General features: G+C 60.6%; 14 protein-coding genes. 1 reads left to right on the top strand and 13 read right to left on the bottom strand.

The window, feature by feature from the left end; all coding sequences use genetic code 11:
• Window positions 1–82 precede the first annotated feature (82 nt).
• The 5 genes from ASD07_RS26530 to ASD07_RS31175 all read right to left on the bottom strand — a co-directional run bounded on the left by ASD07_RS26530 (window position 83) and on the right by ASD07_RS31175 (window position 7,679).
• Window positions 83–3,220: an efflux RND transporter permease subunit gene (locus ASD07_RS26530; protein WP_055937688.1), complete on the bottom strand. Its 3,138-nt coding sequence runs from the start codon at window positions 3,218–3,220 to the stop codon at window positions 83–85.
• Window positions 3,217–4,404 carry an efflux RND transporter periplasmic adaptor subunit gene (locus tag ASD07_RS26525; RefSeq protein WP_055937685.1) on the bottom strand — a complete coding sequence of 396 codons (1,188 nt, stop codon included), beginning with the start codon at window positions 4,402–4,404 and terminating at the stop codon, window positions 3,217–3,219. The genes ASD07_RS26530 and ASD07_RS26525 overlap by 4 nt, the downstream gene beginning before the upstream one ends.
• Before the next feature lie 11 nt (window positions 4,405–4,415).
• The gene (locus tag ASD07_RS26520; protein WP_055937682.1) at window positions 4,416–5,786 is read right to left on the bottom strand and encodes a cell wall metabolism sensor histidine kinase WalK; all 1,371 of its coding nucleotides are present in this window, start codon (window positions 5,784–5,786) and stop codon (window positions 4,416–4,418) included.
• Window positions 5,786–6,508, bottom strand: a complete 723-nt coding sequence (locus ASD07_RS26515; protein WP_055937679.1) for a response regulator — start codon at window positions 6,506–6,508, stop codon at window positions 5,786–5,788. Before ASD07_RS26515 ends, ASD07_RS26520 begins: the two co-directional genes overlap by 1 nt.
• Before the next feature lie 106 nt (window positions 6,509–6,614).
• On the bottom strand, window positions 6,615–7,679 hold the full coding sequence (locus ASD07_RS31175; protein ID WP_057247173.1) for a hypothetical protein: 1,065 nt from the start codon (window positions 7,677–7,679) through the stop codon (window positions 6,615–6,617).
• A gap of 204 nt (window positions 7,680–7,883) precedes the next feature.
• On the opposite strand from ASD07_RS31175, the gene ASD07_RS26505 reads away from it, so the two are divergent.
• Entirely contained in the window at window positions 7,884–8,357 is a 474-nt protein-coding gene (locus tag ASD07_RS26505; RefSeq protein WP_055937673.1) for a Spy/CpxP family protein refolding chaperone, read from the top strand.
• Window positions 8,358–8,409: 52 nt separating this feature from the next.
• On the opposite strand, the gene ASD07_RS26500 is transcribed toward ASD07_RS26505, so the two are convergent.
• From ASD07_RS26500 to rpmJ, 8 genes are all read right to left on the bottom strand, one after another.
• Window positions 8,410–9,477, bottom strand: coding sequence for a hypothetical protein (locus tag ASD07_RS26500; RefSeq protein WP_156398186.1), 1,068 nt, complete (start codon window positions 9,475–9,477; stop codon window positions 8,410–8,412).
• A gap of 93 nt (window positions 9,478–9,570) precedes the next feature.
• Window positions 9,571–11,433 carry a protein-disulfide reductase DsbD gene (gene dsbD, locus ASD07_RS26495; protein WP_055937667.1) on the bottom strand — a complete coding sequence of 621 codons (1,863 nt, stop codon included), beginning with the start codon at window positions 11,431–11,433 and terminating at the stop codon, window positions 9,571–9,573.
• 129 nt (window positions 11,434–11,562) lie between these two features.
• Complete coding sequence (rplQ, locus tag ASD07_RS26490) at window positions 11,563–11,958, bottom strand: 50S ribosomal protein L17 (protein WP_055937666.1); 396 nt, start codon at window positions 11,956–11,958, stop codon at window positions 11,563–11,565.
• Between the two features lie 188 nt (window positions 11,959–12,146).
• Entirely contained in the window at window positions 12,147–13,124 is a 978-nt protein-coding gene (locus ASD07_RS26485) for a DNA-directed RNA polymerase subunit alpha (protein ID WP_055937663.1), read from the bottom strand.
• A gap of 103 nt (window positions 13,125–13,227) precedes the next feature.
• Window positions 13,228–13,851 carry a 30S ribosomal protein S4 gene (gene rpsD / locus ASD07_RS26480; RefSeq protein ID WP_055937659.1) on the bottom strand — a complete coding sequence of 208 codons (624 nt, stop codon included), beginning with the start codon at window positions 13,849–13,851 and terminating at the stop codon, window positions 13,228–13,230.
• Window positions 13,852–14,087: 236 nt separating this feature from the next.
• Window positions 14,088–14,492, bottom strand: coding sequence for a 30S ribosomal protein S11 (gene rpsK / locus ASD07_RS26475; protein ID WP_028101645.1), 405 nt, complete (start codon window positions 14,490–14,492; stop codon window positions 14,088–14,090).
• A 14-nt stretch (window positions 14,493–14,506) separates the two neighbouring features.
• Entirely contained in the window at window positions 14,507–14,872 is a 366-nt protein-coding gene (gene rpsM / locus ASD07_RS26470) for a 30S ribosomal protein S13 (RefSeq protein ID WP_055937656.1), read from the bottom strand.
• Between the two features lie 16 nt (window positions 14,873–14,888).
• Window positions 14,889–15,002, bottom strand: a complete 114-nt coding sequence (rpmJ, locus tag ASD07_RS30485) for a 50S ribosomal protein L36 (RefSeq protein ID WP_082507582.1) — start codon at window positions 15,000–15,002, stop codon at window positions 14,889–14,891.
• Window positions 15,003–15,009: the final 7 nt, after the last annotated feature.

Below are 15,009 nucleotides of genomic sequence, written 5' to 3'. Positions count from 1 at the left end.
TTACTGAAGATACTGGGGTGGAAGCTTACCGACTTTCGCCCTTGACGAATGTTACAGGTTGTAAGCGCCGCCCCGCATATTATCAGTGTTTGGCCGCTTTGACGGCCCTCAGCTCGACCGGCTGCGCGGCTTCCGCCGCGGATCCGGCATCCAGCTCGCCATCCTTCATCGGGCCGTTGCCGGAGTACTTGTCGAGGAACAGGTAGATCACCGGCGTGATGTAAAGGGTAATCACCTGCGAGAAGAGCAGGCCGCCGATGACAGCCAGGCCCAGCGGCTGGCGCAGTTCGGCGCCGGCGCCCAGGCCCAGCGCAATCGGCAAGGCGCCCATCAGGGCCGCCAGCGTGGTCATCATGATCGGGCGGAAGCGCAGGATGCAGGCCTCGCGGATCGCATCCAGCGGCGCCTTGCCCTCTTCCCGCTGCGCCACCAGGGCGAAGTCGATCATCATGATCGCGTTCTTTTTCACGATACCGATCAGCATCAGGATGCCGATGATGGCGATCATGGTCAGGTCCATCTTGAAAATCCACAACGTCAGCAGCGCGCCCACCGCCGCGGCCGGCAGCCCGGCCAGGATGGTCAGCGGGTGGATATAGCTTTCGTACAGCACACCGAGCAGTACGTAGATCACGCCCAGCGCCGCCACGATCAGGATCAGCTGGCTGCCTTGCGAATCCTTGAACACGGCAGCATCGCCGCCGTAGCTGGTGATGATCGAGGCCGGCAGGCCCATCTGCATGCCCATCTTTTCGATCTTGGCGGTGGCATTGCCGAGCGGGATATCGGGCGCAAGGTTGAAGGAGATCGTGATCGCCTGCAGCTGGCCCTGGTGGTTGACCGACGTCGGGCCCACAGTGCGCTCGACGCTGGCAAAGCTCGACAGCTGCACCAGCTGGCCGCTGCTGTTACGCACCGACAGCTTGGTCAATGAGTCGTCGAACTGGCGGTCTTCGGTCGCCGCTTCGAGGATCACGAAATAGCTGGCGGCCGAGGAGTAGATGGTCGACACTTGGCGCTCGCCGAAAGCCAGGTAGAGCGCAGTGCGCACATCGGCCAGCTTGACGCCCAGCATATTGGCCTTGTCGCGGTCGATCTTCAGTTGCGCCTGCAAGCCCTTGTTCTGCGAATCGCTGGTGACGTCGCGGAAGTCGGTATCGGCGCGCATCAGGTCCAGGAACTTGGCGGCCCAGTCGTTCAGGGCATCCGGGCTGACCGACTGCAAGGTGTACTGGTAGCGGCTTTTCGATGGACGGCCGCCGAGCTGCAGGTTCTGCACCGGGCTCAGGTAGACCTGGATGCCGGCGATCTTCCTGGTTTCCCTGCGCAGGCTGTCCAGCACCTCCGTCATCTTCTTGCGCTCCGCGCGCGGCTTCAGCACCAGGAACATGCGGCCGGTATTGCCGCCGCCGGTGAACGAGGTGACATCCTTGATGTTCGGGTTGGCCTGGATCGTGGCTGCCACCTTCTCCTGCAGTTCCAGCATGGCCGAAGTCGAGATGTCTTCCGACGCTTCGGTATTGACGCGGATCTGGCCCAGGTCTTCCTCCGGGAAGAAGCCTTTCGGGATGGCGATGTACAGCCAGGCCGTCAACGCAAAGGTGCCAAGCGCGATGCCCAGCACCACGAAGCGGTGGTGCAGCGCCAGCTCCAGCGTGCGCGCATAGGCGTCGCGCGTGGCATGGAAGGCGCGCTCGAAGTGGCGACCGATAAAGGTATCGTCGCCCGAGGTCTCATGCGAGTCGGCCGGCATGAAGCGCGAGGCCAGCATCGGCACCAGGGTCAGCGACACGATCGCCGACACCAGCACCGACAGGCCGACCACCACGGCGAACTCGTGGAACATCAGGCCCATCACTCCCGGCATGAAGAAGATCGGGATGAACACGGCCACCAGCGAAACCGAAATCGAGATGATGGTGAAGCCCATCTCTTTCGAGCCGACCAGGGCTGCCTGCAAGGGTTTCTTGCCCAGTTCGATATGGCGCACGATATTTTCCAGCACCACGATCGCATCGTCGACCACCAGGCCCACCGCCAGCGTGATGCCGAGCAGGGATACGTTGTCCAGGCTGTAGCCCAGCGCATACAGCAGCGCCAGGGCGCCGAGCAGCGAAATCGGCATCGTGACGGCCGGGATGAAGGTGGCAGCCAGGCGGCGCAGGAACAGGAAGATCACCAGCACCACCAGCACCACGGTCAGCGCCAAGGTCAGGTTCACGTCGTGGATCGCTTCGCGGATCGACACCGAACGGTCGTTGACCAGGTTGATCGAGACCGATTCCGGCAGCTGGGCGCGGAAGCGCGGCAGCAGCTTGCGCACCGCATCGACCACCTGCACGGTGTTGGCATCGGGCTGGCGTTGCACCAGCAGCACAATGGCGCGCTCGCCGTTATAGCTGCCGGCCGCCTTGATCGACTGGTAGCTGTCTTCCACCGTCGCCACTTCCTTCAGGCGCACCGGCTGGCCATTGCGGGTAGCGATGATCAGGTCGGCGAAATCGGCGGCATGCATCAGCTGCGCGTTGCCCTGGATGGTCAGCGTCTGGCTCGGTCCATCGATGGTGCCAAGCGGGGTGTTGGCGTTGGCGGCCTTGATGGCGGCCTGCAGTTCGTCGAGCGTCAGGTTGCGCGAGTTCATCAGGTCCGGCTTGGCGCGTACGCGCACGGCAAAGCGCTTCTGGCCGTTGACCGACACCTGGGCCACGCCGGGCAGGGTGGACAGGTTGGGCGCCACCAGGTTTTCCGCGTAATCGTTCAGCTCCGACAGGCTCAGCGATGGCGAAGTCATGGTGGCGAACAGCACCGGCGCATCGGCCGGGTTGACCTTGCGGTAGGACGGCAAGTCCGTCATTTCCTGCGGCAGCGAACGCTGGGCGCGCAGCAGCGCCGCCTGCACGTCGACCGCGGCTTCATTGACGTTGATCGACGCATCGAATTCCAGCGTCAGCGAAGTATTGCCGAGCGTGCTGGTGGAGGTGATCATCGACAGGCCGCCGATGGTCGAGAATTGTTTTTCCAGCGGCAGCGCGACCGACGACGCCATGGTTTCCGGCGAGGCGCCCGGCAAGTCCGCGCTGACGTTGATGACGGGGGTGTTATAGCTCGGCAGTGCAGCGACGGGAATATGGGAGTAAGCCAGCACACCCGCCAGGATCAGGCTCAGCGAGAGCAGCACCACCATGATGGGGCGCCGGATACTCAGCTCGGAAAGGTTCATTCGGACTTGCCTTTCTTGTGGCCCTTGCCGTTCTGTGCCACTGCAGGTTCGGCGATGCGGACTTTGCCGCCCGGGCGCAGGTTCTGCTTGCCTTCGACGATGATCTGTTCATCGCCGTTCAGGCCGGTGACTGCGGCCAGCGTGCCGAAGCCATGGATGCGTTGGACGTTGACTACCTTGGCCGTCTGGTCAGGCGCAACGGTGTACACGAAAGTGCCTTTGGTATTGGTAATAATAGCGTTCTGCGGAACCACCAGGGCGTCTTTCAGCGTGGCGACCGTCAGCCTGGTGTTGACGTACTGGCCCGGCCACAGGCGGCTGTCGGCATTATCGAACACTGCCTTGACGCGGATCACGCCGGCCACCGGATCGACCGTATTGTCGACAAAGCTGAGCTGGCCTTTGACCGGCTTGTCCGAATTGTTCTGGAAGGCTTGCACCGCCACCTTGCCGGCGCGCTGCGCATCGAGCAGGGCCGCCAGGCTGGACTCCGGCACGGTGAAGGCGACGTTGATCGGGTTGAGCTGGGTCACCGTGGTGAGCGAGGTGCTGAGCTGAACCAGGCTGCCCGGGTAGACGTTGATGGCGCCGACGCGGCCGTTCAGCGGCGCGCGGATTTGCGTGAAGCTCTGGTCGACCTTGCTGGCGCGGGCCACGGCGATATCGGCTTCCAGTGCGGCCCGGCTCGAGTCTACCTGGCTCTTCAGGGTATCGACAGCGCTCTGGGCCAGGAAGTTCTGGGTGCGCAGCTCTTGCGCGCGCTGGTACTGGCGCTCCAGGTCGGCCAGGGAGGCGCGGTCTTTCGCCACCTGCGCATCCGCCTTCTCGACATTGGCCGCTTCGCTGCGGGCATCGAGCGAGAACATCAGCTCGCCCTGCTTGACGAACTGGCCTTCCTTCACATGCACCTTGACGATGGTGCTGGTGGTTTGCGGGTGCAGGTCGACAGTCGAGATCGGGCTCACGGTGCCGTTGGCCGACAGTGCCACCGGCACATCCTGGCGCTGCGGCGCCACCACATTGACCGTGGTCGGGCCTTGCTCGCCCTTGCCTTTACCGCCAGCACCGCCATTGCCTTGCGCGTGCTCTGCGCCCTGCTCGGCCGGGCCCTTGTTCGCAAGCCAGGCGCCGCCGCCGATGGCCATGGCCAGGCCCACCACTACTGCCAAAGTTTTCTTCTTCATGTGAGGTCTAACTACTTTCCTGCATAAAATTCCGGGAACACGAGGGTGGCTTCCAGGCCGCCGCTCGCGTGATTGGCCAGGCTCAGGCTGGCACCGTGCTGTTCAGCGATATTGCGCGCAATCGTCAGGCCGAGGCCGGTGCCGCCGGAGGAACGGTTGCGCGAGGTTTCAAGGCGATAGAACGGTTCGAACACCTGTGCCAGCTGGCTGGCCGGGATGCCAGGTCCTTCGTCGCGGATGCGCACGCGCGAAGCGCCGGCTTCGCGCTCGACCGTCACATGGGCACGCTGGCCGTACTTGACGGCATTGTCGATCAGGTTCACCAGGCAGCGGCGGACGTCGAGCGGGCGGCCCATCAGGTCCATGGCGGCGCGGCCTTTCAAGTCCACTTCCTGGCCGGCGTCGGCGGCGTCGGCGCATACGCTGTCGAGCAGGGCGTCGAGGTCGACGCGCTGCATGGCTTCGGTGGTGTCCATGCTGCGCGCCAGGTCCAGGCCCTCCTTGACCATTTGCTGCATGGCCGACAGGTCTTCCAGCAGCTTGCCCTGCAATTCAGGGTCTTGCACCTTTTCCAGGCGCAAACGCATGCGGGTCAGCGGCGTCTGCAAGTCGTGCGTGATGGCGGCCAGCATTTCGGTGCGCTGGGCGATGTGCTGGCGGATGCGCGCCTGCATCGCGTTGAAGGCAGCCGATGCGGTGCGGATTTCGGTTGCGCCGCCCAGCGTGATCGGCGCGTAGTTGATGTCGTTGCCCAGGTTCTTGGCGGCGTCGGCCAGTTTATTCAGCGGCCCCATCGTCATGCGGGCCACCAGGTAAGCCAGCACGGCAATGCTGAGCAGGAATGGAACAAAAGCGGCATATTCATTTTTGCCTGTCGGCGCCGGCTGGCGCGGCGGCAGGATGGACAATTTCAGGTGCTGGCCGTCGGGCATGGTGACCGCCAGCGATTCGCAGGTGCCGCGCCAGGTGCCGGTACCGGCGCCGAACACGGAAAAGGCCGTGTAGGCAGGCGTTGGGCGTTCGCAGGCGTCCGGGCGCTCAAGCAGCGATTGCAGGGCATATTCCTTGCCGAGGCGGTTGGCCAGGGTGGCGCCGAACTCGCTCATTTCCGGGTTGATGCCGTTCAGGTCGTTCAGCACTTCGAGCTTGATGGCGCCCATGCTCGCCACGCGCAGGTACTGGTTGCGCGACTCCGGCAACACCACCACCGCGGTCGAAATGATCTGCTCGGCACGTTCGAGGGCAAAGAAATCGCGGTAGCGCTGCAAGGTGCGCTGGCGTTCGTTGACTGCGAGGTATTGGGTCAGCGCGGCAGAGGCAAGGATGCCCAGCATCAGGACCAGGAAGACCCGGCCCGTCATGCCCCTGAAGAACGCTTTCATCAGTCGGGCTCCACGGCCACCGTACCTGCCAGGACGTAGCCGCCATTCCGTACCGTCTTGATGATTTGCGGCAGGCGGGCATCTTCGCCCAGCTTCTGGCGCAGGCGGCTGATCTGGATGTCGATCGAACGGTCGAACGGATCGGCATCGCGGCCTTGCGTCAGGTTCAGCAACTGGTCGCGGTTCAGCACGCGGTTCGGGTGCTCGAGGAAAACCTTGAGCAGGCGGAATTCGGCGCCGGATAGCATGATGACCGTGCCCTGCGGGTTGACCAGGTGGCGCGCGGTCAGGTCCAGCACCCAGTTCGAGAAACGGATGCGGCTGGCTTTGTCGACGCCGCTGGCGGCGGTACTGGTACTACGGCGCAGCACGCTGCGGATGCGCGCCAGCAACTCGCGCGGCTCGAACGGTTTTGGCAGGTAATCGTCGGCGCCCATTTCCAGGCCGAGGATGCGGTCCAGCGGCTCGCTGCGCGCAGTCAGCATGATGACCGGCAGGGTCGAGTGGGCGCGCAGCTTGCGGCACAGTGTCAGGCCGTCTTCGCCGGGCAGGTTCAGGTCCAGCACGATCAGGTCGGGCTTGCTGTTATCGAGCAGCTTCCACATGGCCGCGCCATCGCTGGCGCCGTGGGTGCGGTAACCATTGGTTTCCAGATAGTCCTGCAACAGGGTGCGGATATCACGGTCGTCGTCGACGATGAGGATAGTGGCGGCATTTTCCATGCCTACAATTATCCCTTGATACGCTCAGGCAGGGGAATGAGTTTGTATCGCCATGTGTATACCGATCCGGTCTACACAATGCGTTACAAACTCCCCCGGCCAGTCCTTATTCCTGGGTCAGGTTCCAAGTGCCGTCGTTCAGGTTCGGCGGAATGCTCCAGACACCGCTCATCTTCTGCAGGCTGTCGAGCTTCCCTGTAAATAACATGCCGGGGTAATCCGGGTCCCCAACGAAAGTCAGCGTCCCGTCAGCACCCAAGGTGCCGGTAAAGCTGAAAGAAGTCGCCATCCCTAAGCAGTAACCTCGCGCACTCCCATTGACGTCCACTGTGAGACGGCATTCCAGCGGATAGCCGCCGGGAGCAGGCACCCCGCCAAAGTAGCTCCCCTTCCAATTACCGGCAAACCGAACCGCCGTGTCCACCTTGCGCGACAGTTTCTGATTGGCATAGCCAAGCATTTCCCACGTCTCCTTCTGCGAGCTTGCTGCGCCGGTTGCCGTGATAGTCTTGGTCGAATTTGAAACACATTTCACCTCGACCCCGAGCTCGGGCTCCCACCAGCAATTGCGCTCAGTAACGATGGTGGAGGTACTACTTTTTTCGCTTGAGTTCCGAATCACCTTGATGGTGTTGAAGGTTCCGGCCGCCACCGTTACAGTCTCTTGTGCAACCGCGCTGTCCTTGATTTCAACGGCGGCCTGAGTCGGAGCTTGCGGCGAACAGTTATTGCTCACAACGATCGAATATTGCCAGTTCATGCCGACCGAGATTGTCAACGGTGCTACAGCGTGATGAGGCAGATTTGGAGTGCTTGTGCAGGTCGAACTATTTTTTCCGCCAAGCCAGCGCCCAAGGACGTCATATTCGTCAGTCGAGGTGCTTGAACTGAATTTTGGACCAGCTGGCCATGTCGTCGTCGACAACGGCGAATCGTACAGGTGAGTAACGGAAACTCCACCGTCAGCTGCCACATTGCTGACCGACGCCGTGATATAGCTCGACGTTTCCGCAGCGGCGCCGTCCTGACTGACCAGTTTGTAGGCGTAATAGTCGTTTACCGTCGGCTTCGCCGCCAGATACGTCTTCGGCCCTGTTTCTAGTTGCGGAGACTGAACGCCGCCCGCTTGATTGCCGCCCCCACACCCAGCCAGAACTCCCAGCGCTGTCATTACGCCAACCCAACGAGAACGCATACTTTTCCTTTGCAAGTGAAATTTTGTTATAAAAATAATCTTTACATAAAGAAAATAATTGTGCAACAACTGGATACAAAACCCTTGCTCCAGGACATTTGGAAAAAGCAGGAAAGCGAGAAGATGCGTCCATGTGCAGTGCGAGTGCACATTTTCATAAATTCATTTCTGAAGGGATAAATGATGAAAACCTTGCATAAAGCATTCGTCATCAGCGCAGCTGTGTTTGGATTTGGCGCGGCTTCTTTGCCGGCCATGGCAGAAGAGGCTCCGCAGCATCAATATGCGGCGACCAAGTTCGATCCGGTAAAGATGCAGGAGCGTATGGACGCGCATGCCAAGCGCATGCACGATACGCTGAAAATCACGCCGGCCCAGGAAGCCGCGTGGCAGGCTTATTTGTCGGCACTGAAATCGAATATGCCGCAGCGCGGCCAGTTCGATCGCGCCTCGTTCAAGAATATGCCGGCGCCGGAGCGCATGGAAAAACGGATTGAAATGACGAAGGCCCGTTTGAGCCGCATGGAAAGCAACCTGGCAGCGACGAAAACCTTCTATGCCGCCCTGACGCCTGAACAGCAAAAACTGTTTGATGAAAAGGCCGGCCATTTCGGCCACGGCAGGCACCACGGCGCCATGCACCAACATCGCTGATCCGGGACGGCAAGCAATAAGGGCGCCTCGCGGCGCCCTGTTGTGGCAAAACCTAGTCCTGGGTGATCAACCAAGTACCGCTGCCTTGATTCGGCACGCTCCAGGTGCCGCTGATCTGCTGCTGGCTTTCGAACTTTGCTGTGATCGTCTGGCCTATGACACCGTTGCCGACCAGGTTCAATGCCAGCGTCCCGTCCGGATTGACCTTGCCGATAATATCGAATTCGAATCCTCTGTCTGCGCAACTGCCCTTGATCGTCCCATCGGGGTGGAACATCGCCGTACACTTGCCGTAGGCGTCGCCTAGCAGGAGGCCGCTCCAGGACCCGGTGAAACGCAGGGCCGATTCCATCTTGCGCCCCAGCTTACGATTGGAAAAACTTTGCAACTCGAAGGAGTCGGCATAATTCGTCTTTTCTCCGGTCGCCTTTTTCGTCCGCACCATATTGGTAAGGCATTTCACCTCCACGCCCAACTCGGGCTCCCACCAGCAGGTGCGCTCACGCACCGACGTCCAGGTCTCATTGATCGAGGTGGAACTTCGCGTTACTTTGAACGCATTGAACGTACCAGCAGGCACGGACACCGGCTCCAGGGCGCCGACCGTATCTTTGAATTCCAGGGTGGATTGCACAGGCCCTGCGCCACAATTGGTATCGAACGCGCCCGCATGCTGCCAGTTCATCCCGGCCGAAATCGTCCGGAGCGCCACGAGGTGATATGGTGGATTGGCGGTCTGGACACAAGAAAAATCCTTGATACTCAGCAGCCGTCCCAGGCTGTCATAATCTTCAGTGCTCGTCTGCGAACGGTATTCCATCAGTTCGGATTGCCCGCCGATTGCGGACACGTATTTAAGGGTCGCGCCTCCATCCGTTGCAACCGCGGCGACCAAACGCGTTACATATTCGGTCCAATCGCCCTGGCCTGAAACCTGCCACACCTGTTTGTACGAGTAATAGTCGCCCACGCTTGGCGTGGCTGCGACATATGTCTTGGGGCCGGTGGGTAATTGCACGCTCGCGCCTGCACTGCCATTACCATTGGCACTACCACCGCCACCGCCACAGGCGACCAGCAACGCCGCCAACACCGTCACGCCAAGACAACGAACATCCATAAACTTCCTTCGACCATTTGTTTATTCAGCAAAAACTATTGATATTATCACAACCTCCCATCCAAAATAAAGGGCGCCTTTCGCGCCCTTGGACTAGTTCAGCTTTTGCAGTGATCGCAAGAATTTCTCTGCGTTCTGGAATCCGATGACACGCGAACCGGCGATTTCCTGGCCTGCGGCATCGAAGAAAATAATTCCGGGCGGGCCGAACAAGGTGAAGCGCTGCAGCATGGCCTTATCGGCTTCGTTATTTTCCGTCACGTCCACCTGCAGCAAAATCGTATTGGCCAATTTCTGCTGGACCGCCGGGTCGACGAAGGTCAGCTTCTCCATTTCCTTGCACGACACGCACCAGTCGGCATAGAAGTCCAGCAGCACGGTTTTGCCGCCGGTCTGCTCCAGCACCGCATCCAGGTCTGCCACGGTTTTGATGCGGGTGAACTGCAGGTGGCGGTCGGCGCGGCCGGCCAGCCTTTCAATCGGGTGCAGCGGATCGGCACTGCCGGTCGCCAGCCCTGCTACCTGGATCAGGCCGAATAGCGCAAAGAAGGCTGCGATGACTTTCGGCAGCCATTTGCCGCGCTCATGGGTCAGCAGGAAGAACGCATAGCCCACGCCCAGGATGGCCCAGCCGATCATCTGCACTTTACCCGGCAACACCGGTGCGACCAGCCACAAGGCCATCGCCAGCATCAGCACGCCGAAGAAGCGCTTCACAGCCTGCATCCAGATGCCGGCGCGCGGCACCAGGGCGCCGGCCGAGATACCGACCAGCAGCAGCGGGATACTCATGCCCAGCGCCATCGAGAACAATGCACTGCCGCCGATCACGACGTCGCGGGTCTGGCTGATGTACACCAGCGCTCCGGCCAGCGGAGCGGCGACGCAAGGGCCGACGATCAGGGCGGAGATGGCGCCCATCGCAAACACGCCGGCCAGTTTGCCGCTGGACTGGCGGTTCGATGCGCCGGCCAGGCGCGATTGCATGGATGCCGGGACTTGCAGGTCATACACGCCAAACATGGACAGCGCCATGGCGGCCATCCCCAGGCCGAAGAAGCCGAGGACCCAAGGGTTTTGCAGGGCAGCCGACAAACCCTGGCCAACCAGGCCGGCTGCCACGCCGAGCACGGTGTAGACGATTGCCATGCCCAGCGAATAGCTGACCGACAGCACGAAGCCGCGCGAGCGGTTGCCGGCAGAACCATCGCCAACAATGATCGAAGACAGGATCGGCACCATCGGCAGTACGCAGGGAGTGAAGGACAGGCCCAGGCCAAGCAGGATGAACAGGGGCGCAATCACCAGCAGGCTGCCACCCTTCAAGGCCGATTCGATCTTGCCCATTTCGCTGTCGCCGGAGGCGGCCACCGCCACGGGGACTGCTGCCGCCACGGCCGCCTCTGGCGTATCGACGCCAGCCGATGCCGGGGCGCCCGGCACGCTCTGCTGGGCAGCCGCAGCGCCCTGCTTCGCGCCGAAGCCGAACACGCCGCTGCCAATGGATGCGCTGCTGCCGCCCACCACCATCAGGCGCGCCGACGATTCCATCGGCGAATAGCACAAGCCTTTCTCCGAACAGCCCTGGCTCGTGGCCTTCAGGGTGAACGGCCCCGGCGCCTGCACCGGGATCACGATCGTCACCTGGTGGCGATAGGTCTCCACATTCTTGGCAAACGTCTCATCGTATTTGACCTTGCCCGGCGGGATTTGCGCTTCACCCAGGGTTGCGCCGTCGGCAACGAACTTGAAGCGCTCGCGGTACATGTAATAGCCGTCGGCGATCTCGTAGGTCACGGCGATGGCCTTGCCCTCCACCACCTTGGCGGAAAACTTGAATGCGACCTGCGGATCGAGGAATTCTTCGTCGGCCCGCGCCGCGCCGGCAAACAGGAATACAAAGAGCGAGAGCGTGGCGAACAGCCACGTCTTGAAGAAGGACGCTTGTCGTTGCATGGTCTTGGGCGGTGGATCGATCGGGCACGCCAATCTTACACCGGGCGGCTTAACGCCGCTTTAAGCTGCTACCAGTGGAAAATAAAAAAAGCCGGGCAATGCCCGGCTCTTCAATAAACCTGACTGAGATTACTCAGCGGTTGGTGCCTCGTCAGCGGAGGTGGTTTCTGGACGGTCCAGCAGCTCGATGAAAGCCATTGGAGCGTTGTCGCCATGACGGAAACCCATTTTCAGGATACGCAGGTAGCCGCCGTTGCGGTTTGCGTAGCGTGGGCCCAGTTCAGCGAACAGCTTCAGGACCATCTCGCGATCGCGCAGACGGGAGAAAGCCAGGCGCTTGTTGGCCAGGGTGTCGGTCTTGCCCAGGGTCAGGATTGGTTCCACGACGCGACGCAGTTCCTTTGCCTTTGGCAGGGTGGTCTTGATCGCTTCGTGACGCAGCAGCGAAACAGTCATGTTGCGCAGCATTGCCAGACGGTGGGACGAGGTACGGTTCAGTTTACGGAGGCCGTTACGGTGACGCATGGTACTTCCTTTCGATGTTGTTTAAATCCGAGATCTTCGATCGCCTTGGCAAGCCGCGGCGCGGTCCGGTTATCACGTTAAGACGCCAGCGGCAAAACGCAGCGGGCGGTACTGCTAAACTGCTAATCAGTTGGTGACAGGGCAGAACATCGCTGCGCGATGTCCAGCACTGTCACCCGATCTGGAAATTACTTCTCCAGGCCAGCCGGTGGCCAGTTCTCGAGTTTCATGCCCAAGGTCAGGCCGCGCGATGCCAGCACTTCCTTGATTTCGTTGAGCGACTTGCGGCCCAGGTTCGGGGTCTTCAGCAGCTCGTTTTCGGTACGCTGGATCAGGTCGCCGATGTAGTAGATGTTTTCTGCTTTCAGGCAGTTGGCCGAACGCACGGTCAGTTCCAGGTCGTCCACTGGACGCAGCAGGATCGGATCGACCATTGGAGCACGCGATGGCGCTTCAGCGGTGGTTTCGGTGCCTTCCAGGGCAGCAAACACGTTCAGCTGGTCGACCAGCACGCGCGCCGATTGACGGATCGCTTCTTCCGGGGTGATCACGCCATTGGTTTCAATGTTGATGATCAGCTTGTCCAGGTCGGTACGCTGTTCCACACGAGCCGATTCGACAGCGTAGGAAACACGGCGCACTGGCGAGAACGAGGCGTCCAGGATGATGCGGCCGATGGTCTTGTTGGCGTCTTCCGACAGGCGACGCACGTTACCAGGAACGTAGCCGCGGCCTTTTTCGACCTTGATCTGCATGTCCAGCTTGCCGCCGGCAGTCAGGTTGGCGATCACATGGTCCGGGTTGATCAGTTCCACGTCGTGTGGCAGGTCGATGTCCGACGCTAGCACCGGGCCTTCGCCTTCCTTCTTCAGGGTCAGGGTCACGGAGTCACGGTTGTGCACCTTGAAGACGACGCCCTTCAGGTTCAGCAGCAGGTCAACCACGTCTTCCTGCACGCCGTCCAGCGAGGAGTACTCGTGAACGACACCGGCGATGGTGACTTCGGTCGGCGCGTAGCCGGTCATCGAAGACAGCAGCACGCGGCGCAGCGCGTTGCCCAGAGTGTGGCCGTAGCCGCGCTCGAACGGCTCCATCACGACTTTGGCGTGACCGTGGCCCAGGGCTTCAACATCGATAATACGTGGTTTCAACAAGCTATTTTGCATGTAAATGTCCTTTTCATTACCCTCGGCTCGTTACACCGATAAGGCTGATGGCATTAAATGGAAAAGGCGGGAGCCAGTCCCGCCTTGGTACAGCAACCCGGGATTAACGGGAATACAGTTCGACGATCAGCGATTCGTTGACGTCAGCAGCGATTTCGTTGCGCTCTGGCAGGGACTTGAAGGTACCTTCCATTTTCTTGGAGTCAACCGACACCCAAGCTGGCATGCCAACTTGTTCGGCCAGCGACAGCGCTTCGACGATACGGGTCTGCTTCTTCGACTTTTCGCGCACAGCGATCACGTCGCCGGTCTTCACGTTGAACGAAGGGATGTTCACCACTTGGCCGTTCACGGTGAAGGCTTTGTGGGAAACCAGCTGACGCGCTTCCGAGCGGGTCGAGCCGAAGCCCATGCGGTAGGCAACGTTGTCCAGGCGGGATTCCAGCAGGGACAGCAGGGTTTCGCCGGTTGGGCCCTTGCGGCGCTCAGCTTCAGCGAAGTAGCGACGGAACTGGCGTTCCAGCACGCCGTACATACGCTTGACCTTCTGCTTTTCGCGCAGCTGGTTGCCGTAGTCGGAGGTGCGGGCGCCGGATTTCACGCCGTGCTGGCCTGGCTTGACGTCCAGTTTGCACTTGGAATCGAGCGAGCGGCGTGCGCTCTTCAGGAACAGGTCGGTGCCTTCACGGCGGGACAGTTTTGCTTTTGGTCCGATATAACGTGCCACGGTATTTTCCTTAATGATTTAGATGACGCCCCAGCCGCATCGGGATGCGGTTAGGCGCTAGCCTGCTCCACTGACAAGCAGGCGGTGGCTCAACATTGCCAACGCGGCCACAGATGCGGCGCGAGAAGGCAAAAATAGCCGGACAGTATAACCGTTTCCGGTTCACTGTTCCAGCGATTTTGATTGCAGAAGACGGTGGCCGGTTCACACCGAACCGGCCAATGTCAGACTGACTATTAGATGCGACGACGCTTAGGAGGACGGCAGCCGTTGTGCGGCACTGGAGTCACGTCCTGGATCTCGGTGATCTTGATGCCCAGGTTGTTCAGTGCGCGAACAGCGGATTCGCGGCCAGGACCAGGGCCCTTGATGCGAACTTCCAGGTTCTTCACGCCGCATTCCTGCGCAACTTTACCAGCGGCTTCAGCAGCAACCTGCGCTGCGAACGGGGTCGACTTACGCGAACCCTTGAAGCCAGCACCACCGGAGGTCGCCCACGACAGAGCGTTGCCCTGGCGGTCGGTGATGGTGATGATGGTGTTGTTGAAGGAAGCGTGAACGTGTGCGATACCTTCAGCGACGTTCTTCTTGACTTTCTTGCGTACGCGAGCGGCTGCTGCGGAGCTTTGTTGCTTAGCCATAGTAGTTCCCTAGATTATTTCTTCAGCGATTGAGCGGCTTTGCGCGGGCCCTTGCGGGTACGTGCATTGGTGCGGGTGCGCTGACCGCGGACCGGCAGGCCCTTACGGTGACGCATACCGCGGTAGCAACCCAGATCCATCAGACGCTTGATGTTCATCGACAGCTCGCGGCGCAGGTCGCCTTCCACGATGAATTTGCCGATTTCTTCACGCAGCTTCTCGAGTTCGCTGTCGTCCAGGTCCTTGACCTTCTTGTTGGTTGCAACGCCGGCTTGTGCGCAGATGAACTGCGAACGAGGACGGCCGATACCGTAAATCTCGGTCAGGCCGATAACGGTGTGCTTATGATTTGGGATGTTAACCCCTGCAATACGTGCCATTCGTTATTCCCTCGAATTAACCTTGACGCTGCTTGTGACGAGCTTCCACGCAGATTACGCGGACCACGCCCTTGCGCTTGATGATCTTGCAGTTGCGGCAGATGCGCTTAACTGAAGCGTTAACTTTCATGATTGCA

The sequence above is a fragment of the Duganella sp. Root336D2 genome, assembly GCF_001425005.1.
In the GTDB taxonomy this organism is placed as follows: domain Bacteria; phylum Pseudomonadota; class Gammaproteobacteria; order Burkholderiales; family Burkholderiaceae_D; genus Rugamonas.
Note: the sequence above shows the minus strand (reverse complement) of the source record. Positions and strands in the feature narration are given on the sequence as shown.

Bases quoted from the DNA above. Each gene is read 5' to 3' on its own strand.
- ASD07_RS26505 (WP_055937673.1), top strand. From the start codon at position 7,884: ATGATGAAAACCTTGCATAAAGCATTCGTCATCAGCGCAGCTGTGTTT.
- rplQ (WP_055937666.1), bottom strand. From the start codon at position 11,958: ATGCGTCACCGTAACGGCCTCCGTAAACTGAACCGTACCTCGTCCCAC.
- ASD07_RS26530 (WP_055937688.1), bottom strand. From the start codon at position 3,220: ATGAACCTTTCCGAGCTGAGTATCCGGCGCCCCATCATGGTGGTGCTG.
- ASD07_RS26500 (WP_156398186.1), bottom strand. From the start codon at position 9,477: ATGGATGTTCGTTGTCTTGGCGTGACGGTGTTGGCGGCGTTGCTGGTC.
- ASD07_RS26525 (WP_055937685.1), bottom strand. From the start codon at position 4,404: ATGAAGAAGAAAACTTTGGCAGTAGTGGTGGGCCTGGCCATGGCCATC.
- rpsK (WP_028101645.1), bottom strand. From the start codon at position 14,492: ATGGCTAAGCAACAAAGCTCCGCAGCAGCCGCTCGCGTACGCAAGAAA.
- ASD07_RS26515 (WP_055937679.1), bottom strand. From the start codon at position 6,508: ATGGAAAATGCCGCCACTATCCTCATCGTCGACGACGACCGTGATATC.
- dsbD (WP_055937667.1), bottom strand. From the start codon at position 11,433: ATGCAACGACAAGCGTCCTTCTTCAAGACGTGGCTGTTCGCCACGCTC.
- ASD07_RS26485 (WP_055937663.1), bottom strand. From the start codon at position 13,124: ATGCAAAATAGCTTGTTGAAACCACGTATTATCGATGTTGAAGCCCTG.
- rpmJ (WP_082507582.1), bottom strand. From the start codon at position 15,002: ATGAAAGTTAACGCTTCAGTTAAGCGCATCTGCCGCAACTGCAAGATC.
- ASD07_RS31175 (WP_057247173.1), bottom strand. From the start codon at position 7,679: ATGACAGCGCTGGGAGTTCTGGCTGGGTGTGGGGGCGGCAATCAAGCG.
- rpsM (WP_055937656.1), bottom strand. From the start codon at position 14,872: ATGGCACGTATTGCAGGGGTTAACATCCCAAATCATAAGCACACCGTT.
- ASD07_RS26520 (WP_055937682.1), bottom strand. From the start codon at position 5,786: ATGAAAGCGTTCTTCAGGGGCATGACGGGCCGGGTCTTCCTGGTCCTG.